Source organism: Paenibacillus sp. YIM B09110, from assembly GCF_037167145.1.
In the GTDB taxonomy this organism is placed as follows: Bacteria; Bacillota; Bacilli; order Paenibacillales; family Paenibacillaceae; genus Pristimantibacillus.
In genome coordinates, this window is record NZ_JBANSP010000010.1 from 172,536 (window position 1) to 192,902 (window position 20,367).

At 52.1% G+C, this 20,367-nt stretch carries 19 protein-coding genes; 4 read left to right on the top strand and 15 right to left on the bottom strand.

Features of this window, described 5'->3' with window-relative positions:
* Positions 1 to 6: 6 nt before the first annotated feature.
* From miaA to V8F51_RS16800, 11 genes are all read right to left on the bottom strand, one after another.
* A complete protein-coding gene (gene miaA / locus V8F51_RS16750; RefSeq protein ID WP_442956443.1) occupies positions 7 to 1,023 on the bottom strand; it encodes a tRNA (adenosine(37)-N6)-dimethylallyltransferase MiaA in 1,017 nt (338 codons plus the stop codon).
* Positions 1,013 to 1,795 carry a class I SAM-dependent methyltransferase gene (locus tag V8F51_RS16755; RefSeq protein ID WP_337101432.1) on the bottom strand — a complete coding sequence of 261 codons (783 nt, stop codon included), beginning with the start codon at positions 1,793 to 1,795 and terminating at the stop codon, positions 1,013 to 1,015. Before V8F51_RS16755 ends, miaA begins: the two co-directional genes overlap by 11 nt.
* The gene (gene mutL, locus V8F51_RS16760) at positions 1,792 to 3,813 is read right to left on the bottom strand and encodes a DNA mismatch repair endonuclease MutL (protein ID WP_337101433.1); all 2,022 of its coding nucleotides are present in this window, start codon (positions 3,811 to 3,813) and stop codon (positions 1,792 to 1,794) included. The genes V8F51_RS16755 and mutL overlap by 4 nt, the downstream gene beginning before the upstream one ends.
* Positions 3,814 to 3,843: 30 nt before the next feature.
* Positions 3,844 to 6,507 (bottom strand): DNA mismatch repair protein MutS, encoded by a 2,664-nt coding sequence (mutS, locus tag V8F51_RS16765; protein WP_337101434.1) that lies wholly within the window; start codon positions 6,505 to 6,507, stop codon positions 3,844 to 3,846.
* Positions 6,508 to 6,759: 252 nt separating this feature from the next.
* The gene (locus V8F51_RS16770; protein ID WP_337101435.1) at positions 6,760 to 8,031 is read right to left on the bottom strand and encodes a putative amidoligase domain-containing protein; all 1,272 of its coding nucleotides are present in this window, start codon (positions 8,029 to 8,031) and stop codon (positions 6,760 to 6,762) included.
* A gap of 410 nt (positions 8,032 to 8,441) precedes the next feature.
* Positions 8,442 to 9,008: an outer spore coat protein CotE gene (locus V8F51_RS16775; RefSeq protein WP_337101436.1), complete on the bottom strand. Its 567-nt coding sequence runs from the start codon at positions 9,006 to 9,008 to the stop codon at positions 8,442 to 8,444.
* 164 nt (positions 9,009 to 9,172) lie between these two features.
* Entirely contained in the window at positions 9,173 to 10,141 is a 969-nt protein-coding gene (locus tag V8F51_RS16780; RefSeq protein ID WP_337101438.1) for an aromatic acid exporter family protein, read from the bottom strand.
* 39 nt (positions 10,142 to 10,180) lie between these two features.
* The gene (locus tag V8F51_RS16785; RefSeq protein ID WP_337101503.1) at positions 10,181 to 10,978 is read right to left on the bottom strand and encodes an ABC transporter permease; all 798 of its coding nucleotides are present in this window, start codon (positions 10,976 to 10,978) and stop codon (positions 10,181 to 10,183) included.
* Positions 10,979 to 11,060: 82 nt separating this feature from the next.
* On the bottom strand, positions 11,061 to 11,858 hold the full coding sequence (locus V8F51_RS16790; protein ID WP_337101439.1) for an ABC transporter ATP-binding protein: 798 nt from the start codon (positions 11,856 to 11,858) through the stop codon (positions 11,061 to 11,063).
* Between the two features lie 38 nt (positions 11,859 to 11,896).
* Entirely contained in the window at positions 11,897 to 12,898 is a 1,002-nt protein-coding gene (locus tag V8F51_RS16795; RefSeq protein WP_337101440.1) for an ABC transporter substrate-binding protein, read from the bottom strand.
* Positions 12,899 to 13,055: 157 nt separating this feature from the next.
* Entirely contained in the window at positions 13,056 to 14,570 is a 1,515-nt protein-coding gene (locus V8F51_RS16800; RefSeq protein ID WP_337101441.1) for a carboxypeptidase M32, read from the bottom strand.
* A gap of 140 nt (positions 14,571 to 14,710) precedes the next feature.
* Between V8F51_RS16800 and V8F51_RS16805 the strand changes: the two genes are divergently transcribed.
* Positions 14,711 to 15,028 carry an iron-sulfur cluster biosynthesis family protein gene (locus V8F51_RS16805; protein WP_337101442.1) on the top strand — a complete coding sequence of 106 codons (318 nt, stop codon included), beginning with the start codon at positions 14,711 to 14,713 and terminating at the stop codon, positions 15,026 to 15,028.
* A gap of 35 nt (positions 15,029 to 15,063) precedes the next feature.
* The gene (locus V8F51_RS16810; RefSeq protein ID WP_337101443.1) at positions 15,064 to 15,636 is read left to right on the top strand and encodes a beta-class carbonic anhydrase; all 573 of its coding nucleotides are present in this window, start codon (positions 15,064 to 15,066) and stop codon (positions 15,634 to 15,636) included.
* 29 nt (positions 15,637 to 15,665) lie between these two features.
* On the opposite strand, the gene V8F51_RS16815 is transcribed toward V8F51_RS16810, so the two are convergent.
* On the bottom strand, positions 15,666 to 16,202 hold the full coding sequence (locus tag V8F51_RS16815; RefSeq protein ID WP_337101444.1) for a DUF309 domain-containing protein: 537 nt from the start codon (positions 16,200 to 16,202) through the stop codon (positions 15,666 to 15,668).
* A 154-nt stretch (positions 16,203 to 16,356) separates the two neighbouring features.
* Here V8F51_RS16815 and V8F51_RS16820 point away from each other — a divergent pair, with 154 nt between their 5' ends.
* Together V8F51_RS16820 and V8F51_RS16825 are read left to right on the top strand one after the other, a co-directional pair.
* Positions 16,357 to 16,773: a hypothetical protein gene (locus V8F51_RS16820; protein WP_337101445.1), complete on the top strand. Its 417-nt coding sequence runs from the start codon at positions 16,357 to 16,359 to the stop codon at positions 16,771 to 16,773.
* A gap of 3 nt (positions 16,774 to 16,776) precedes the next feature.
* On the top strand, positions 16,777 to 17,055 hold the full coding sequence (locus V8F51_RS16825) for a YxcD family protein (RefSeq protein WP_337101446.1): 279 nt from the start codon (positions 16,777 to 16,779) through the stop codon (positions 17,053 to 17,055).
* Positions 17,056 to 17,081: 26 nt separating this feature from the next.
* Here the strand turns inward: V8F51_RS16825 and V8F51_RS16830 are convergent, their stop codons facing one another.
* The 3 genes from V8F51_RS16830 to V8F51_RS16840 all read right to left on the bottom strand — a co-directional run bounded on the left by V8F51_RS16830 (position 17,082) and on the right by V8F51_RS16840 (position 20,319).
* Entirely contained in the window at positions 17,082 to 17,852 is a 771-nt protein-coding gene (locus V8F51_RS16830; protein ID WP_337101447.1) for a transposase, read from the bottom strand.
* A 510-nt stretch (positions 17,853 to 18,362) separates the two neighbouring features.
* Positions 18,363 to 18,710 carry a response regulator transcription factor gene (locus tag V8F51_RS16835; RefSeq protein WP_337101506.1) on the bottom strand — a complete coding sequence of 116 codons (348 nt, stop codon included), beginning with the start codon at positions 18,708 to 18,710 and terminating at the stop codon, positions 18,363 to 18,365.
* Between the two features lie 724 nt (positions 18,711 to 19,434).
* Positions 19,435 to 20,319 carry an AraC family transcriptional regulator gene (locus tag V8F51_RS16840; protein ID WP_337101448.1) on the bottom strand — a complete coding sequence of 295 codons (885 nt, stop codon included), beginning with the start codon at positions 20,317 to 20,319 and terminating at the stop codon, positions 19,435 to 19,437.
* Between the last annotated feature and the right edge of the window lie 48 nt (positions 20,320 to 20,367).

Below are 20,367 nucleotides of genomic sequence, written 5' to 3' on the forward strand. Positions count from 1 at the left end.
CCCGTCTTAAAGAGATTGATTAGAAGTATATTCAAGATTGACTTGAAGCTTTCCTGCTATTATATCATGAATCGAGGTCAAATTGTTGTGAAAATTTTCCCCCATATCGATCCAATGAATGTCTTTCATATGTCTAAACCACGATAACTGGCGCTTTGCGAACCTTCTAGTGTCCCTCTTAAGGCGTTCTACAGCCGCTTCTAACGTACATTCACCTTGTAAATACTCAGCGATTTCCTTGTACCCCAGACCTTGCATCGATACCGTTCCGGGAGGCAAATGATGCTCATTTAATAGAGACTCTACCTCCGCAACCAGCCCTTGCTCAATCATGAGATCAACGCGCTGCTCGATTCTGCCGTACAGCTCTGCCCGGTCAAGCGTAAGCCCAATGATACATAGCTCATAAGGCGACTCTTTCACCTGTCCCGCTTGTTGCTCGCTGAAGGTTTGCCCGGTCAGATGAAACACCTCAAGAGCGCGAATGACTCGCCGCTGATCGTTCGGATGGAGCCGATCGGCCGACTGAGGATCAACCAATCTAAGCCGTTCATGAAGAGCCTCAGCACCTTGCTCCAGTGCGAATAGCTCCATCTCGCGGCGGAATGGCTCATCTGATCCCATCTCGGCGAACTGATATTGATAACAGACCGACTCTACGTATAAGCCTGTGCCGCCAACGATGAAGGGCAGCTTGCCTCTGCTTGCAATATCATCAATGCTCTTGACAGCTTCCGTCTGAAAGTCGGCAACCGAATAAGCATAGTCGGGATCGCAAATGTCAATCAAATGGTGAGGAATGCCTTCCCGCTCTTCGAGCGGAAGCTTCGCCGTGCCGATGTCCATCCCTCGGTATACTTGCATCGAATCGCCAGATATAATCTCCGCATTCCATGCTTTGGCTATATCGAGACTCGTGCGGGTTTTGCCAACTGCGGTCGGGCCGATTAATACGAGCAGAGGCTGCTTTCGCTTGCCTGCACCTACGTTATTACTCTCCCTCTCGCTCGTGTTATTGATCAATCTGTATCACTCCATATGCGATTTTCGACGTATTGACATGTCGGCGCTCAAAGCCGAGCCTGCCAAATTCCGCACTCGCTTGATGCTCCTTCATGAGCACAGTCTTGCGCGCAACACGCTTCGCTTCTGCGACCGACTGCTCAGACAGCTCATTCATATTGGCAATCATCCTCAGCGGCTCCATCGAATTGGACTCATGGATCGGCTGTCTGAACATCGGATCGAAATAAACAATGTCGACGCTTCGGTCCGGTAAAGACTTCAAATAATCCAAATGGTTTTCGCGGATCATCGTAATTCGGCGCATCGCCGCATCAACATCATCTAATGTCGTACGGTAAGCGGCTAATCCTTCCCGGACGATCGCGCAGAGGACAGCCTCGCTTTCTATTGCGACAACGCGTCCGCTCTCTCCTGCGGCGTATGAGAAAACGAGGGAATCGGCGGCGAAACCTGCTGTGCAATCGACAACGAAATCGCCCTCTTGGCAGCGAGAAAGCTCGATAAGCGGATCAGTCTCGCCTTTGCGAAGCCGCTTCACCCGAACGAACGCCATGCTGGGATGGAAATATAGCGGTGAATCGCTTTGCCCCTCATAATAGCGCACTTCATTCTCCGTTACAATGATGAGCCTGCCATCACTGCTCATCCGGGCCAGCTTGCGAACCGTTAGATTGCTGCGAAGCATATGCTTCGCCGATAACTCTAACGCAAGCCGCTGTGCCTGCGCTGAAGCTCTTTCAGAAGGCTTAGGCGCAGTCGTGACAATCATGACATCACCCGTTTGAACATTTTTTCCAGCTGATAGGTAGACAGATGCACGATAATGGGTCGCCCGTGCGGACAGGTATAGGGCTGCTCACATTCGCCAAGTCGACTCAGTAGGGCATCGCCTTCTTCGCGGTTCATCCTATCATTGGCTTTGATCGACGCCTTACAGGAACACATAATAGCCGCCTTCTCGCGAAGCTTCGCAATATCGATCGACTTTCGCTCCGCCATGAGAAGCTCGGCCATTTCCTCGATGATCGCTTTCTCCTCGCCGCTAGGCATCCACTCCGGATAGGAACGAACAAGGAAGGTTTGTGAGCCGAAAGGCTCCACCTCTACCCCTGCTTCCGCGAAAAGATGAAGCTGCTCGCGCAGCTGCGAAGCTTCGCCCGGCGTGAACTCCAGCGTCAGCGGAACGAGCAATTGCTGGCTTGCCGCTTCGGGATTGCCGAACTTGCGGTAATAATACTCATAATTAATTCGCTCATGCGCCGCATGCTGATCAATTAGATACAGCCCGTCCTCCGCTTGCGCAACGATGTACGTACCGTGATGCTGTCCAATCCAATGAAGCTCAGGAAAAGCCGGCTTCAGACTTTCAATCTGCTCCTGTTCAATAGCCGGTTCGGAAGCCTCGACAACTGGCGGCGGTTCAGGCCATGGCGCTGTTTGTTCCCGAATGATAGTATTCGTTTGTTTATCAATATTTTGGGGAGAATAAAGCCGGTTCGTTGCATCAGGCGGTACATATTCCTTATCAGCGTTTGCCGCATAAGGGGCAGAATACGCGCTCGGGCTTGAGTTCGGTCGCGATCCAGCCGTCGATTGCGGCCTAGGCCACGCGGGAGTTTCAGTTCGATTCGGGCTGGCGTAAGCCGATTTGGTCTCACGCTGGCTAGAAGCAGCGATCTCGGCAATGGACGGCAGCGATGTCGATACCTGCTCCTCTGTCCGGTGGAACGAGATCGTATCCTGTACGAATAGCGGCTTGGAGCGCTCCTGCTTACCGGCGTCAGGACCGGGAATGTAACGTTGTTTGCCAAGCACCTTGCGTACCGCTTCCTCTAGCAAGGTGCGCAGCTCGGCCTCCTTACTGAATCGAACCTCCATCTTCGATGGATGAACGTTCACATCAAGCAAGCTTGGATGCATCCCCAGCTCAATAACGGCAAGCGGATATCGGTTGATCGGCAGCAGCGTATGATAAGCCTGCAGCAATGCTTGATTAATGGCATGACTTCGTATATAGCGGCCGTTCACAATGGCCGTAATACCGTTGCGATTCGCTCTCGTCAATTCCGGCTTGGAAACATAGCCTCGAAGCTCGTAATCGGAGCTTTCCGCCTCTACCGCGAGCATCGCCTTAGCCGTATTCGTTCCGTATATAGCCGCTATGACTTGCAGTCTGTCGCCTGTGCCAACGGTCTGCAGCAGCGTGCTGCCATTATGCTTGAACGTAAAGGCGACACCCGGATGAGCTAATGCGATTCGGTTCACATAGTCGGAAATATGACCTAGCTCGGTCTGGATCGCTTTCATATATTTGAGCCTTGCAGGCGTGTTGTAAAACAAATCCCGAACGATCATATCCGTGCCTTGCGGCGCATTGGCCGGTTCGTTGACGGTAATATTGCCGCCCTCTATGACGATTTGTCTAGCGAGCCCCGTGTCGGTATCGGCTGACGTGCAAGATAAACGAGATACCGCCGCGATACTTGGCAGCGCCTCGCCCCGGAAGCCGAGACTGGCGATTTTGAACAAATCGCTGCTCGTTGATATTTTACTGGTCGCGTGGCGTTGAAAAGCCGTCAAGATGTCGGATGCCTCTATACCATAACCGTTATCAACGACACGCATTAGGGTGAGACCGCCCTCTTCGATCGTGATATCGATCGTCGTACTTCCCGCATCAATGGCGTTCTCGACAAGCTCTTTGATGACGGCAGCAGGCCGTTCAACAACCTCACCGGCAGCGATTTGGTTGGCAAGCTGCTCGTCCAGTATTTTGATTTTTCCCATAACGCAGGTTGACCTCCCTTCGCTTCGCGATTAGTCGTTCAGCTTGCTCTTCATATCATTCAGCCACTGCATCGCTTGCATAGGCGTTAAGTTGAATAAATCCAGCTTGCGCAGCTGCTCGGCAAGCTGCTCCGCCTTCGGGCTCGCTTTGCGCTTCGACGCTGGCGGAGGCTCGTCGAAGATGGACAGCTGTACGACGTTAGGCGATACCGGAGAAACAACAGCATGTTCATAGGCTGCCGCTGATTCAGCTACGGCCTCCGGTACCAATACTGGCTTGCTTACGACTGGGATTGAAGTTGTCAGCGTCATATCCTCTGAACCTTCGAGCAGTTCGTATGCGCGGCCGATAATGGATTGCGGCAACCCAGCAAGCTGCGCGCAATAAATACCATAGCTCGTGCTCGCTGCCCCAGAAATAAGCTTGCGGAGGAAGGTGACGTTGTCGCCGCTCTCCTCTACCGCCATGCGCGCGTTCGCAAGCGCCGGCAACGAATCCTCCAAATGCGCAAGCTCGTGGAAATGCGTCGAGACTAACGCTTTGCAGCCGATATGATGATGCACATACTCGATAACCGCTTGTGCGATCGCCATGCCTTCACCTGTAGATGTGCCGCGACCAAGCTCGTCAATGATGACAAGACTGCTTGCCGACGCTTTCTCGGTCATAATTTGAATGTCCTTCATCTCGACCATGAACGTGCTTTGACCGCCGATTAAGTCGTCCGCCGCACCGATTCGGGTGAAGATCCGGTCGATAAGCGGAATAACCGCTGACTTGGCAGGGACGAAGCAGCCGATCTGGGCCATGATGCAGATGAGCGCAACTTGGCGCATATACGTGCTTTTGCCGGCCATATTCGGACCAGTAATGAGAAGCATCCATTGCTGCTCCTTACGCAGCGATGTGCCGTTCGATATAAAAGGCGTACCGTCCATCATCGCTTCTACAACCGGATGGCGGCCGTCTTCGATCTGCAGGTCATAAGCTTCGTTAATCTGCGGCCTCGCGTATCGACGCTCCGCGCTCACATGAGCGAGTGATTGATAGGCATCAATCTCTGCGATAATCGCAGCAGCACGCTGCAGACGGTGCAGATGCAAGGATAGATGGTCGCGAAGCTCGATGAACTTCTCGTATTCCAAATCGACCATTTTGTCCTCGGCTTCGAGAATCAGACGTTCCTTCTCCTTAAGCTCCGGCGTCACGAAGCGCTCGGCATTGGCAAGCGTCTGCTTCCGCTCATAACGTCCTTCAGGAAGCATAGCGAGATTCGCTTTGGACACCTCAAGGAAGTATCCGAAAACTTTGTTATAGCCGATCTTCAGCGTCTTGATGCCAGTGGCTTCACGTTCCTGGCGCTCCAGCTCAGCCAGCCAGCGCTTCCCGTTCGTGCTAGCTTCGCGCAATTGATCCAAGTAGTCATCGTAGCCGGCACGTATAAGGCCGCCCTCACGAATCGTTACAGGCGGATCTTCAACCACAACCGTATCGATCATATCTGCCAAATCACCGCAATCGTCTACGCCTGCGACAAGTTCTCGCAGCACCTTAGAACCGGATTGATCGCATAATGCGGCTAATCCCGGAATGCGGCGCAACGAGCTCTTAAGCGCATTGAGATCGCGGCCGTTCGCGCTGCCGAACGCCACTCTGCCGACAAGTCGCTCAAGGTCGTAGATCGGCTGCAGTTCAGTGCGAATGTCTTCCCTTAAGATTAGATTGCGATAGAGCTCCTCCACCGCATCCAGCCTCGTATCGATAGCCGACTTGCTAAGGAGCGGCTTGTCGATCCATCTTCGAAGCATCCGTGCACCCATCGATGTCTGCGTGCGGTCAAGCAACCAAAGCAGCGAACCTTTTTTGCTGCGGTCGCGCACCGTCTCCGTAAGCTCCAGATTGCGGCGAGTATAATGGTCCAAAATCATATATTGGTTCGGCTCGTAGGAGCTGATCTTCTGAACATGGCCTAATGAACGCTTCTGCGTCTCGTCAAGGTATCCTGTTAGGACGCTGATAGCTAGCAATCGCGCTTGCGAGAGACTGTCCAGCTCACCAGGCTTGAATTGCTGCTGCAGCTTGTCCTCTTCCATCGGTTCGCGAGCCGTTAGCAGCAATTGGCGATTCCATACTGCCGCGCCTTGCAGCTTGTCCATCAAGACAGCATCGCCGACAATCTCGGCGGGTTGATATACGTTAATTTCGTCGATAAGCGCTTCAAGCTGATCGGGCACCGAGGTTACGTATAATTCGCCCGTTGACAAGTCGCATGCGGACAAGCCAAGCATTCCGCCCGACTGCACGACGGCAACGATAAAGTTATTCGACTTGCCCTCCAGCGACTTCGTCTCCATAACGGTTCCCGGCGTAATAATGCGAACAATCTCACGCCGCACAACGCCTTTCGCAACCGCAGGGTCCTCGACTTGCTCGCAAACCGCTACCTTATACCCTTTCTCGACCAGCCTGCTTATGTAGTTTTCCGCGGAATGATGGGGAACGCCGCACATCGGTATTTTTTGATCCGTGCCGCCTTCGCGGCCGGTTAACGTTATTTCCAGCTCGCGCGATGCGTTGATCGCATCGTCGAAAAACATTTCGTAAAAGTCGCCTAAGCGAAAAAATAAAAACGCATCCTTCGCTTGCTCCTTAACAGCCAGATATTGTTGAATCATCGGGGTATAGGTTGACATTTCGAGCCTCCTCATGGGCAATGCGGGACAATGGCAATGTGAACCATTCTCCGAATAACGTGAACAATAGACTTTTATTATACCAAGCGGAACAGATGTACGCCATATGCGCATAGAGAAACGATACAGGAAGGAATAGCAAAAATTAGATTGAGATTTAAGATAGAGAAAAAACGACCTCCTTCGCAACAGGTTGTGAAGGAGGTCGCTTGATTTAGAGAGGATTATATATGGCATTAATAATTTATACCATTAACCTAGAGGGATGCGCCACTTCAAGCGTATGTCCGCTTTCTCGTTCCAGCTCGCGCCGCGTCGGGCCGCATCCAGCAGCGGCTCGATGTACGGCGCGAGCTCGCGCCAGCTCGCCGCGGCGGTCAAGCTCGCGGCGATTCCGTCCAGGCAGCCGGCAAGCTCTGCGCGGTCGCCGGCGTAATACGCTTCGACATACCGCTCCTCCAGAGCCGGTATGTATGGCAAGGTCCACGCCTCGCGCGCGCACAGCAGCGCAAGCGCGAAGGCGCCCTTGGCCGCTGCCGGCGAGACAAGCCAGCTCGGCAGCGTCCGGTACTCGAACCCGCCATGCGGCTGCAGGCGATAGTCCCCGAGCGCTCCGTAACGGGGACGGCGGCCTCGCCCGGCGGGGTCTTCGATGAGAGCGAGCGGGAATGCCGCAAAGCTGTCGAGCAGGCGGAGCAAGCGCGTTGTCAGCGGCGCTCCGCTGAGGTGGATGTGCCCGCCGAGCGCGAGCCCCGGCACGGGCATGGCTCCAGCGGCCCAGCGCAGCGAGGGGTCGCCGATTCGCTGCGCGGCGCGGAGCAGCAAGCGCCGCACGCTCGCGGCGAGCGCGGCCGGGTCAGCGGCGGGCTCAGGGCGCAGCTCGGCGACGGGATACACGAGCCGCCGCCCGACAAGCATCGCGTCCGCGCCGGCGGCGCCGCCCGTATCCGCGCCGAAGAACCGCGACGCCGCCGCCACTCGCCCTGCCGGTGTCACCAGCACGAACTCGGGATCGGCGCCGATCAGCAGCGGCCGCCGATCCGTCACCGCCGCCCTCTCCGCCGCATACCACGCGGCGAAGCGCTGCGCAGCCTCTGCCTCAAGCTGCGCATTCCGCAGCTGCGGCCATACCGCGCGGACGGCAGTGCGCCCGTCCCCGCCAAGCGCCACCTCGGCCTCGCCAATATCGAGGCCGAGGGCGTACAACCCTTGCACGGCGGTGCGTACCACCCGCCGGATAAGCGGATCGTCAGTCGCGACCTGACTGCCGATCGCCTTACCTCCGCTGCCCTGCCGCTCCACGGATACAGCTTCAAGATGATATACCCGCACCAAGTAAATGCGAACGCTCTCCAGCGGTTTAACGCCAATTAGACCTGCGCGCTTCCATATGCGATCACTCTCCGCCTCTCCCATACGTGCAGCTTGAGCGGCTTTGGCATTAAGAACCCAAATAGGCTTGAAACGGCTTTGGTCGAATGGTCGCGAGTCGTTCCAGACAATGACGGCGTCGCCTTCTTTCACAGCTGTCCACCCCTGAGCCGAAAGCGGCTTCCCTGCGCGCTCACCAGCTGAGCGATGCAACTGAGCGGTCGTATCTACCTGTTCCATTCGGTCGTAGTTGCCGCGCCATATCCAAGTCGAGCTCATCGTCTCGCCGCCTTTGCCGCAAATAATTGATCAAAACTCCAGCGCCATAGCTCCTATCCTTACAAAATAACAGGAATTGCTCCCGTTATTTCAGCGTGCTTGCCCGAAAGTTGTACAATAACTGGATTTTCTCCCGTTAATTCTTATCGAAATGTTGGTTGAATGCTCACGATTCCGCCCAAATCCACGCTTACCTATAATTTTTCAAAAAAAAGAGGGCTTTCGCCCTCGACATACTGCTCGCGCAGCATATGATACTGTAGCAGTACCGCTTACCCGCTTACTTAGAGCTCATCGTCCAGTAAATCCGGATCCAAATCCTCGTAGTCCTCATCGCCGCCGAGGCTGAATTCCAAATCTTTGCCGTCCAGGTCGTCGCAACCGCCTGGAATAACGGCGACGCAAACTTTAGTCTCGGCAATCATTTCTACCGAAAACTCCCGTTCAACCCGGATAACGACGCCCGAGCCGTTGGATGAAATGTTCGCTTCGATGCAGTTAGGCTCTTGCAGCACGTCTGCGGACACTTCTTCTGTCGCCGCCCTATGTTTAGGATCTACATAAGAGAGAGCGACATGCTCCACGTAATGTACGGATTCTTTAGCTACGTCTGTTTGCGAGTTTTTGCTGTACGAATACCAAATGTTGATATCGTAAGTACCGATTACCTCAATACCGTCGCCCGAACGAACCGCTTCATACTGATGGTTGATAATCCATGCTCCCAGAATACTGGTCGGATGATGAGGCGGCGTTACGGTATGGGTTACAGTGGAAAACTTACGACCTTTGCCGCAGACAGCTTTCGTAATGATTTCTCTGCACTGAAGCTGTTTATCTGCAATAGTCATTGATTTAACCTCCTCCATACAATCATTCATTTAAAGTGTATGCAGGACATTCGTCTAGGGTGACTGTTTCTTTTTCGGAAATATAAGATATATATAAGCGATATTCTTATATAACGGCTTATATTTCTTCGCGATCCTCGCAACGAATTTTCTCCCTCTATATGCTATGACGCCTGTTCGGACAAAATGACTTTTCTTTTTTTGAGTCGCTTGGCGATGGCCAAATATCTTTGCAGCTCATGGAGCAGCGAAAACAGTGCCGCTCTCACTTCGAATTCCTCGCGCGTCCTCGGAAGCTCCATCCCTCGAAAGCGCAGCGACAACTCCTGCAAACGAGTCTCGACCGAGCCTTCGTATACCTCCGACTTCACATCGGAGGCAAGCCGCTCGAGCAGCTCTGCAATTAGGACGCCTTGCGGCCACTTCTCGTAGACAAAGGCCAGTTCGACTAGCATTTTCTGCACAGAATCAAGCTGCTGTCGTCTCATTTCGAAGTACGTGGACCAATAATGCTCCTGCCCCCATATTCGATTCTCGCGATTGCGAATGGAGCGCTGCGCGCCGTCCTCAATTGCCTGGAATGCAGCCAGCAATTCCTCACCGCCCCACACATGGGACGGGTTGCGAAGCGTCAGGGCCATCTCTGTGAAAATAACGCTGAAATTGTCCTCGATTGCCAGCCGATTGCTCGTCAATTGCTTCTCATCCTTCGGCATATAGACGAAGTTGAGCACGGTCGCCCAGCCGAGACCAGCGAACAACAGCATAATTTCGTTGCCGATAATGGCTGACGTCACTTCTTCTCTGTTAAACAGATGGAAGACGATGACCGAGCTCGTAACGATTCCATCCTTCAGCTGGAAGCGTGAAAGAATCGGAAAAGTAATCAAGATGAAGACCGCAACCGCCCAGATATGGAAGCCGAACAGCGTGAAGATTAGCGATGCCAAAAAAAGTCCCAGAACCGAAGCAATAAATCGGACGATTGCGCTTTTCAGCCCTTTCATCCTTGTCACTTCGACGCCGAGAATAGCCAGAATGCCCGCACCAAGCGGGGGCTCAAGGCCGAAATAGACGGCAGTGTAAATAGCTGCGATAGCGGCTAGCGCTGTTTTGACGATACGTATGCCCATAGTAAACTTCCTCGCGATTAGTAAGATGTTGACTCCATCCTACCTTTCGCGCCAGCCGGCCGTCAACCTTCTCTCCAGCGCGGCGACAAGCTGATACATAACTGTGGCTACCGCAGCGATCACGACAAGACTCGAAAGAACGAGCGTGAAGTTGAACACCTGGAAGCCATATATGATCAAATAACCGAGTCCGAGCTTCGCGACGAGAAATTCGCCAACGATAACGCCAACCCATGCAAGACCGACATTCACCTTGAGCGTCGAGATAATAACGGGAAACGACGCAGGAAGAATGACGAGCCGGAACAATTGGCCGCGCGAAGCGCCGAACAGCCTGACGACTTTAATGAAGCCGGCGTCGATCTCGCGGAATCGGTTATAAATATTAAGCGTCGTAATAATAACAGTCACCGACAGCGTAACCGCTACAATCGACATGAAACCAGGCCCTAAACCGACGATAAAGATCGGTCCTAATGCGACCTTCGGCATACTGTTAAGCACAACAAGGTACGGATCGAATACGCGGGAGAGAAAAGGAAACCACCATAGTGCAGCGGCCATCGCCGTGCCGAGCAGCGTGCCAAGCGCGAACCCGACAACCGTCTCGCCTACTGTCATGCCGACATGCGGCCATATTGAGCCATCGGACATCGTCCGCCAAAGTTGTGCGGCAAGCTTAGACGGATAGCTGAACAAAAGAGGATCTATCCATTTGTTTTTCCCCGCCGCTTCCCATAACCCTACAAATAAGACAAGCAGCACTACCTGCGTTACGGCTACAGCAGCAGACAGCTTACGCATCCTTATACGGTAGCTCTCATGCAGGGCTCCCATCCAGCTCAGCCGATCTTCCTTCACGCCCGCTATTTGAACGTCGGCGGACTCATTCGCTCCGCTTGCTTGCCGCGTTTCGCGCTCATCCATTCCGAGTTCCTCCTTCGTCTTCCACTGCATCCAATTCCGCCCACAGCTGCTCGAACGTCGCTTGAAAGCTCGGCAATCTCCTTGCCGCCATCGGACTAACCCGGCGAAGCTCCTCGTCAATAACGACCTCGCATTTGATATGGCCTGGGTTGCGGCCAAGCACGATGACGCGGTCGCTCATCGCGGCAGCCTCAGCAAGATCATGGGTGACAAGCACCGCCGTCTTCCCTCTGCGCGTAAGCGTTTCGTGCACAAGATCCTCAAGCTGCAGCTTTATGTGCAGATCCAGAGCAGAGAACGGCTCATCGAGCAGCAGCACCTCCGGCTCGGTGGCAAGCGTTCTCGCGAGCGCCACCCGCTGGCGCATGCCGCCGGACAGTTCATGCGGATATCGCCGCCCAGAGTCCGGCAGACCAAGCTCGGCTAACAGCTCGTCGACGAGCTTCATCGCCTGCGGCGTCTTGCGGCCGCCGATCTCAAGACCGACAGCCGCATTATCGCGAATCGTCCGCCAAGGGAACAGGAAGTCCTGCTGCAGCATATAGCCTACCTTCGGGGAAGGACCGGCGACAGCTTCGCCGTCAAGCAGCACTTGCCCCTTCGTCGGCGGGAATAATCCGGCAAGCAGGCTCAGCACGGTCGTCTTGCCGCAGCCGCTCGGGCCGACGAGGCTGACGAACTCGCCTCGCTCGACACGCAGATCCAGCTGCTCCAGCGCAAGTGACGCTCCTTTCACGTTTACATAAACATGTGATAACTGCTGCAGCGCAAGTACGGGAACTATCGCCATATCACATCCCTCCTTTCTGCTGTCCACCGTCACTTTGGTTATTTGATCGACTTCTCTGCAAAGCTCGTATCGACGAGCACATCATGCTCGGTACGCTTCTCAAGCTCGCCTGCCGTCGTAATAACGTCCAGCAAGTTGTTCCATTCCGATTCGTCGACGATTGGATCGGTTGCGAATGAGCCTTGCTGCTTATAGCGATCGATCGAACTAATGAGGATGTCGCGATCGACATTTTCAAAGTATGGCAGCACAACATCGGCAATCGCTTCCGCGCTATTGTCCTTCACCCACAGCTGAGCTTTATGAATTGCATTCGTGAACGCTTGAATCGTTTTCTCGTTCTTCTTGATATAGCTTTGTTTGGCCATGAACACGGTGTAAGGCAGATGCCCGCTTTCCGTGCCGAATGAGGCAACGACATGGCCTTTGCCTTCCTTCTCGAAGATCGAGGCCGTTGGCTCGAAGAGCTGGACATAATCGCCTGTTCCCGATGCGAATGCAGCTGGAATGTTGGCAAAATCTACGTTCTGGATCAGCTCGAGATCTGAATGAGGGTCGATTCCAAGCTTCTTCAAAGCAAATTCGCCAGCCATCTGCGGCATTCCGCCCTTCCTCTGTCCGAGGAATGTTTTGCCCTTCAATGTATTCCAGTCAAATGCGCTATCCGCCTCGCGGGCGACTAGGAAAGTGCCGTCGGTTTGCGTCAATTGCGCGAAGTTAATGACCGGATCATCCGTTCCTTGCTGATACACATAAATCGACGTTTCAGAGCCGACAAGAGCAACGTCAATGACATTCGACAGCAGTGCCGTCATCGTCTTGTCGCCGCCTGGCGTTGTCGTGAGCTCTACATCAAGTCCTTCCTCCGCGAAATATCCTTTCTCTACTGCAACGTATTGCGGTGCATAGAACAGCGACCGCGTTACCTCGCCGATCCGGACCTTCGTTTTCTCCGAATCTCCTTTGCCACAGCCCGCAAGCACAGCCGTTATCGTAAGCACGACAGCTAGCAGCAGCGCTGTTATAATGCGCCTCTTCATACCAATCCCTCCGCCTTCATTCTCGTTAGTAGATGTACATCAGCCTATGCAGAAATACTCTGGGCGGTGAATCGGTCTAACATAAACAAAGATGGCGATCCAAGGAATATCCTTGAACAGCCATCTTCTTTTGTGCTCTTCTATATGAACGAGTTCGTTAGAGCTTATAGACTTCCGTATACTTGTTCGTTAAATAACGAACAAGATGCTGCGGATCAAGCGGCTTGCCCGTTACGCTCTGAATGAGCTCCGACGGGGTGCGCAGCTTGCCGTATTTGTAGATCCGCTCGGTCAGCCACTCCTTGATTGGCAGCAGCTCGCCCTTGCCTACAAGCGACCAGAAGCCGTCCAGCTCCTTCTCCATCGTATCGGCGATTTGCGCAGCGTACATATTGCCGAGCGAATAGGAAGGGAAATAACCGAATGCGCCGCCGGACCAGTGAACGTCCTGCAATACACCCTGAGCATTGCTCGGCGGCGTAATGCCGAGATATTGCTTATACTTCTCGTTCCAGATCGCAGGCAAATCAGCCGCCTTTGCCCCTTCATTGAAGATAAGCTTCTCAATTTCGTAGCGGATAATAATATGCAGGTTATACGTCAGCTCATCCGCCTCAATCCTTATAAGAGAAGGCTCCACGACGTTGTTAGCGCGATAGAATTCATCTACGGACACATCCAGTTGTCCAGGGAACTGCTTCTGCAGCTGGCTGAAGTTCTGTTCCCAGAACGGGCGGCTGCGTCCGATAATGTTCTCCCAGAAGCGGGATTGCGATTCATGGATGCCCATCGATGTCCCTGTGCAGAGCGTCGTTCCGATAAGCTCCGGCATAATATTTTGCTCATAGAGCGCATGACCGCCTTCATGAATCGTGCCGAACAACGCGCTTAGGACATCATCCTCCAAATAACGCGTCGTGATGCGAACGTCGCCGGGATTAAGTCCCGTTGCGAACGGATGAGCGCTCTCGTCGAGACGGCCGGCCTCGAAGCTGAAGCCCATCTGCTTCAGTATGTACTGGCTGAACGACTTCTGAGCGGACTTATCGAACTGCTGACGCAAGAACGATGTATTAGGCTGGTGAGGCGAAGCGGCAATCGCTGCCGCAAGCGGAACGAGCTGTTCTCTAAGGCCGCCGAATACGTGATCCAGCTCCTTGACTGTCATGCCTGGCTCATATTGATCCAACAGCGTGTCATACCGGGTATCCTTCGCTCCCCATAGATCGATGAATTGATTCGTATACGATATCACCTTCTCCAAGTAGGGCTGGAAGCCGGCATAATCATTATCCGCCTTCGATTCCTCCCACTTGGACTCGGCTTGCGATGAAATAATGACATATTCCTGATACAGCTGCGGAGGAATTTTTACACTGCGGTCATAATCCTTGCGCGTTTCCGTCACAAGCTTCTGTTCAATCTCATTCAATTCGGCATATGCTGATTTCTGCTCTAGTACAGACAGCCATTCACCAAGCTCAGACGAAGTAGCCAGCTTGAACATATCCCCGGATAATGCGCCAATCACTTCGGAGCGTGTATCCATTCCTTTGCGGGGCGCGCCCGTGCGCAAATCCCAGTAGAGGACGCCTAGCGCCTCTTCATAGCTCTTCAGCTTATGAATTCTTTCTTTAAAGCTGGTTAGCGCTTCTTTGGTTGATATTGACATCAGATTACCGCCTCTCTGTCCGATATTAAACATGGATTCCATTAATCGGAACTTAACTTGATCTTACTTATTCCTATCTTTATAATCAACTTAAACCTGCATCAATTGCAAGCGCGATAGATAGGAAGCGAGGTCATCATATGCATATTACATTCTCGAGGTCTGCTGCCGATAAGCTCGGTCTCTACTTAACAGGCGGTACGAAGCAGCTTAAGCTGCTCCACGATACAGAAGGCTGCGGCTGCGTCGTTAGCGGAGTGCCAGCCCTTCAGCTCATTGATAGCCCCAGTGTCGACGATCGCCAAGAGCAAGGCGATCCCCTTTCCTACTGGTTCGAGCCTCGCCATGAAGTGTTCTACGAGCCGAAGCTGCGCGTCGATTACGACCCGAACCGAGACAGCTTCAGCTTGAAGAGCGACAACCAGATTTATACGACAAACCTGAGATTATTGAAGTAATAACAGCTATTACTCAGCTAATTGGAGGCAACACGATGAATAAGCTTGAATCCATTTTAGAATTTAACGGCAGCTTTGTTGCGAACAAGGAATACGAGCAGTACGCGACAAGCCGTTTTCCGGACAAAAGAATGGTTATTCTTACCTGTATGGACGCTAGACTGACCGAGCTGTTGCCTAAGTCGATGAATCTGAAAAACGGTGATTCGAAAATTATTAAAAATGCCGGCGCTATCGTCACTCAGCCGTTCGGCAACATTATGCGATCCATCATCGTTGCAGTTTACGAGCTTCAAGCCGATGAAGTATTTGTCATTGGGCACCACAACTGCGGTATGACGGGCATCAACCCCGAAGAAATCATTCAGCATATGGTTGACCGCGGGATACCGATGGACACCATCAATACGTTGAAGCATTCCGGGCTTAACCTCATGCGCTGGCTGACTGGCTTCGACAACGTGAAAGACAGTGTCGTTAACAGCGTTAACATTATTCGCAACCATCCGCTTATGCCAAGAGAAGTACTCGTCCACGGCCTTATCATCGATCCTGAGACCGGCTCGCTCGAGCTCGTAACCGAAGGTTCGCCGAAAGAAATAAAGTAACGGAAAGCGCAGCGGCTGTCCCATCCGGACTAGCCTCTGCGCTCTTTTTCTTTCGCTTGCAATGATATTTCTCGTGCCTGAATGACCTCGCTTCGGTCACGAAGCTTATGGCGATGAATAAGGGCTTCGTTCGATAAAGGACTAGGTTCTCCCCATCTCACCCCACGCCTTGCGCATTCTTCTTCACAAAGCCTAGCTAACGCTTCCGAAGCAATCGGTAAGTCCATATCCACATATGGATGAGCGTTGCTCTGCTCCGCTAACCCATTAAGTCTACCGTCAATCAATCCAATCAACGGTTCGCGGCTCAGACCAAGTGGAAGCAAATCAGAACCCGCCAATCGCAATCGGGATTGCTCCAACATCATCAATGCTCCCTTGCGATTGCCTCTTCGTTCATGGTACAGGCCAACTGCTAATTGGATTAAGCCGACCCATATAGCCGACATGCCGTCATTCGGGTGTTCTTTCCAATACTCTTCTAGCAGTTCATGGCATTCAAAGTAATCCCTTGTTGCATGAAACTCAACCAAATAGGAAACATAGGAATCAGGAATCGTATTCATTCGAACCTCCTGCATAAGCGATCAGTAATAATGACAAGCAACCTCCGTATATATTAGCTGTAATTGCTTATGTTAGCAATGTTGCTTACTGTTTAACCTGCTCACTCCGTCGCTTCGACGTCGTACCAAAAATCGCATCCAAGGAGAACTTGATATGAAAAAAGGAATAATGATGCTCATGGCCCTGTCGCTCGTTATGACAGTCGGCTTCCATTCAACTGCTGACGCTAAACCAAGACGGAGCATCAAATCTCCAAGGCAAAGTTATACGGAGACCCCAAAGAAAAAAGACAATACCAGCCAGAGTAATAACGGAGCGCGTACCGGAGCTGCGACCGGAGCGGGGCGAACGGGATTTTGGAGCGGTGGCAGCTTCTTCCGAGGATTAATGGTCGGTGGACTTGCCGGACTGCTGTTCGGCAGTTTGTTCAGCAGTTGGGGCGCCTTCGGCAACCTGCTCGGATTGCTCATTAACGTAATCGCGATTATCGCCGTCGTTATGATTATACGCGTTATATGGAACAACTTCCGACATAATCGCAGGCGGCCTGACGATAGGAGTCGTTACTAGCGCGTGCGCCTGTATACGGACGAGATTTTAAATGCTGTCTGCCTCCATTATGCCGATCGCAGAGGGGTTAGCCCTACGGACGTGGAGGTGCAGCTCTCATGGGAGGAGCAATACGGATTTACAGCCGAGGTGTGGGTCAAAGGCCGAAGCCAATACATTCTTGAAGCGAACATCATTGAAGCAATCGAGCAATACATGTATAAGCAATATCATCGTCGCGTGTTCCGATCCGATATTAAGCTGGATGCGGACGAGGAATTTTGGGTCGATATAGCAGATTAATAAATGTATAGCTGAATGTCTTTCTTCTATCGCAGCATTCGTTCAGCGGCATCGGTGGTAATTGGTAATGATTTCTCTTCCACTACGCATAGTTCGTAGCTTGGCGAACAGTCGTACCATGTCGTGAAAGACTCTTTCCATTCCCAAGAACGACGAAGAAGCGTGGAATATTTCAATATGATTTCCAGTTGCGTTTTGCTCTCCTTCGACAGTTGTTCTGCGGGTGGATTAAGCAGACGATGGTGTGACTTAAGCATTTTTCTACTTTGTGAGGATAGGGTGCTTTGCACCTTCTTCCGAACCTCCTGCATGCTTTCAATAACACATGCCTGTACGTGAAATCGATCCACAATATTCAGTGCTGCGGGGAAGCACTCACGAATCCAAGCATGATAGGCAGGGGCGAAATCGTCAACGCTAAGCACCAACTTGGTCGAACGTTCAGCTTGATGCCAAGCTTTCTGGGCTATACGTTGATTTTCGCTTTTGAGCATGTCCTGATGCATGCGGATCACCGTACTCACCGGAGCTTCTTGCATGTAAGCACTATGCACAGCGGTCGATCCTAGGGCCAGTTCTGCCGCTTGCATACAAAAGGCTGAGCTGTAACGACGTTTCGTCAAAACAAAGCCGTACACCCAGACAAAATCTACACAGCATCTCGTACACCGCATTCGAATGGAAGGATCGTAGAGATAAGTTTTTTTCAAATTCAAAGAGATGCCGTACTTTGAATGGAAATCGATTATTTTTAACTCTGGCAAGTGGAGTAGTTCATTGATATACTGGAGTGCCATCTGTACATTCCTTTTTGTTCTTGGGTAGGATTTACAACACTACAGGAATAGCAGATGTTTTTCCATTTTATACTCTATTTCATTTCAAGCGCTGATTTAGGTGATGAGCCCCGACAGAAGCGCCTTCTGCTATCAAGACGCAACAACCTGCCCCGAGCAGAACTTGGTCATGAAATCACAAAAATCCGGCTTGTCCTCCTGGGAGGCTTGCCGGATTTTCTAAGTTTAGGCCCTCCAGGTCGTTTATGACCTTTCAAAACATTATTGGATCTCCGCCATAAAGTCTCGCGATAAATCATCCGCTCCTATCGTTATATGTATATTGCCCTAGCAAGCCACTAATCAAGTCTAACCAAACAAGATGTCCTCTGAACGGAGTATGAACAAAGCAAAAAAGCCGCCGCAATAGCGACTTTTAAACGTTCAGTCGAAAGAAAAACCAGCACCGGAACAATCTCGTTAGATCAGAGATCGTTGCGGTTGATTCATACGCCGAGCTCATCCTATCCATTAAATAAGGCCTAGATTGCGAGCGAGCGAAACCGCTTCCGTCCGCCTCCGAACCTGCAGTTTATCAAAGATATTCCGGTTGTACCCTTTCACCGTGCTAAGTGCGAGATACAACTCCTTAGCGATTTCATCGTTTGAATATCCTTGGGAAATGAGCCGTATAATTTCCAACTCGCGCTTGCTTAATGGCTCTACGAGTATACGCGATGACTTGGCACACCGCAGTTTCATCGGAAATTTGGCTAACATCGCCGTGTGCTCTCGCATAATACCGCGCACTTGTGCTTCATCCACCAGACGAGCCATCGGCTCGCCAATATTAAACTCCCCGCGCCAGCCCAATTGCACAAGGAACAATATGCCCGTTCGGCTTCGATACGGTTCCCTTTCAAGCCATATCCGTATCCCAGCGCCTATATCACAGCGGTTCTTACTGGTAGATTACGATCGTCTAGAAGCTCCAATGCACGGCTTGACTCGTTGTTTCGTCTTTATTTACTGAGAGCGTTGTATCTTTTTATTGTCATGGTTCTTGCTGTCATGCTATGGCCTGACGTCGTCCTTCAAGAGGAACCGATGGAACTAATGGAAGGAGCGGTCAATTCCATGTTGGCTGCATACTGGTTGCTATGCATCTTAGGGCTGCGGTATCCTCTGCAGATGTTGCCGATCCTTCTGTGGGAATTATTGTGGAAATCCATTTGGCTAATTGTCATTGCGGTCCCTAAATTGGCGACTGGCATGATAGTCGTTTTCCCTTTCATTACACCTTGGCGATATGTATTTCTGACTTACATGAGAAAACATGGAGAGCGGTGGCGTTAACAAGCAGTCTTTACACTTCATTGTGTAAGGCAAACTTAAAGGGAATGAGCCCAGTACAAAACCGGACTCAATCCCTAGAAGCCGCCTAACTATATACTGTCTAACTTTTTGAGGTCACTTCAAACTGAGTTTCCTGTTCCGACAAACGGTTAAGCGAATTGTTAACGCACGCAGAATCTCCGTCAATACATCGGGCGGGACGCCGCTTCGTAAAGCATCGCAATGATGACCGGCCTGGTGCGACGGGTTAGACGCGAATAGTAGCAGGCCGGCTCGGATCGGCTTGACGATATCGGTACGGCGAAGTGCCGGTTTTCTTCTTGAACAGGCTGTGGAAAAACTTCATATCGCTGTAGCCGGACAGAAATGCAATCTCCTGGACCTGGAGCTCCGTATGCCTGAGTAGCTCGCAACTCTTCTCGATGCGTAAATTCTGGATGTATTCCACGATTGTCTGCCCTGTCGCGCGCTTGAACAGGCGCTGCAAATAAGGGATGCTGAGCGATACGAGACCGGCGAGCGTCCGCAATTGGATCGTTTCCTCATAATGGACCGCAATATGCTCGAACACCGGGGATAGTTGGCGGAAAGTACGGCTCTCCTCTCCCCTCTGTTCATTGCGATGCATAGCCAGCAGCAATTGCAGCAACAGGCTGAGCTGCGCCGCTTCCGTCCCCGGAAGCCGCAGCACATATTCGCGATACAGGCTCCGGATCAGCATGCGATATTCATCATTCCGGTCGTGGAACACAGCATAACCCTGCTTCTCCCGTCCCGACAGGGAGAAGATTCCCTCCGGTGCAGGAAAAGCTTCGCGCAAGCGATCGAGCAGTTCCGGCATGAAGAGGCAATTATGTACAATAAGCTCGTTGCCGCTCTGCCCGGTGAGCGGCCGATATACATGAGGCGTGCCCGTCGGTATGACAAACAAATCGCCGCGCTTCACTTCCAGACTATCCTCGCCAATATAGTGCATGCCCCGCCCTTCGGCGACAAAATTAATCTCGATAAAGTCATGGCAATGGAGCGGCAGAGTAAAGGCCTCCTTCTCCCGGTTGACATGCAACGGGAACTGCCCGTCATTCCAGTAATGGATGCCCTGCAGAACATAATGCGACCGAAGCTCGTTCATTGCTGACTCTCCCCTATACATAATTGTAGTGCATGGCGGCTAGCTACG

What these genes read in the sequence shown, in the direction of transcription:
- V8F51_RS16815 (WP_337101444.1), bottom strand. Translation starts at nt 16,202, where the DNA reads ATGAATACGATTCCTGATTCCTATGTTTCCTATTTGGTTGAGTTTCAT.
- V8F51_RS16785 (WP_337101503.1), bottom strand. Translation starts at nt 10,978, where the DNA reads ATGGGAGCCCTGCATGAGAGCTACCGTATAAGGATGCGTAAGCTGTCT.
- V8F51_RS16820 (WP_337101445.1), top strand. Translation starts at nt 16,357, where the DNA reads ATGAAAAAAGGAATAATGATGCTCATGGCCCTGTCGCTCGTTATGACA.
- V8F51_RS16830 (WP_337101447.1), bottom strand. Translation starts at nt 17,852, where the DNA reads ATGGCACTCCAGTATATCAATGAACTACTCCACTTGCCAGAGTTAAAA.
- V8F51_RS16800 (WP_337101441.1), bottom strand. Translation starts at nt 14,570, where the DNA reads ATGTCAATATCAACCAAAGAAGCGCTAACCAGCTTTAAAGAAAGAATT.
- mutL (WP_337101433.1), bottom strand. Translation starts at nt 3,813, where the DNA reads ATGGGAAAAATCAAAATACTGGACGAGCAGCTTGCCAACCAAATCGCT.
- V8F51_RS16775 (WP_337101436.1), bottom strand. Translation starts at nt 9,008, where the DNA reads ATGACTATTGCAGATAAACAGCTTCAGTGCAGAGAAATCATTACGAAA.
- V8F51_RS16840 (WP_337101448.1), bottom strand. Translation starts at nt 20,319, where the DNA reads ATGAACGAGCTTCGGTCGCATTATGTTCTGCAGGGCATCCATTACTGG.
- V8F51_RS16755 (WP_337101432.1), bottom strand. Translation starts at nt 1,795, where the DNA reads ATGATTGTCACGACTGCGCCTAAGCCTTCTGAAAGAGCTTCAGCGCAG.
- V8F51_RS16790 (WP_337101439.1), bottom strand. Translation starts at nt 11,858, where the DNA reads ATGGCGATAGTTCCCGTACTTGCGCTGCAGCAGTTATCACATGTTTAT.
- mutS (WP_337101434.1), bottom strand. Translation starts at nt 6,507, where the DNA reads ATGTCAACCTATACCCCGATGATTCAACAATATCTGGCTGTTAAGGAG.
- V8F51_RS16805 (WP_337101442.1), top strand. Translation starts at nt 14,711, where the DNA reads ATGCATATTACATTCTCGAGGTCTGCTGCCGATAAGCTCGGTCTCTAC.
- V8F51_RS16795 (WP_337101440.1), bottom strand. Translation starts at nt 12,898, where the DNA reads ATGAAGAGGCGCATTATAACAGCGCTGCTGCTAGCTGTCGTGCTTACG.
- V8F51_RS16780 (WP_337101438.1), bottom strand. Translation starts at nt 10,141, where the DNA reads ATGGGCATACGTATCGTCAAAACAGCGCTAGCCGCTATCGCAGCTATT.
- V8F51_RS16810 (WP_337101443.1), top strand. Translation starts at nt 15,064, where the DNA reads ATGAATAAGCTTGAATCCATTTTAGAATTTAACGGCAGCTTTGTTGCG.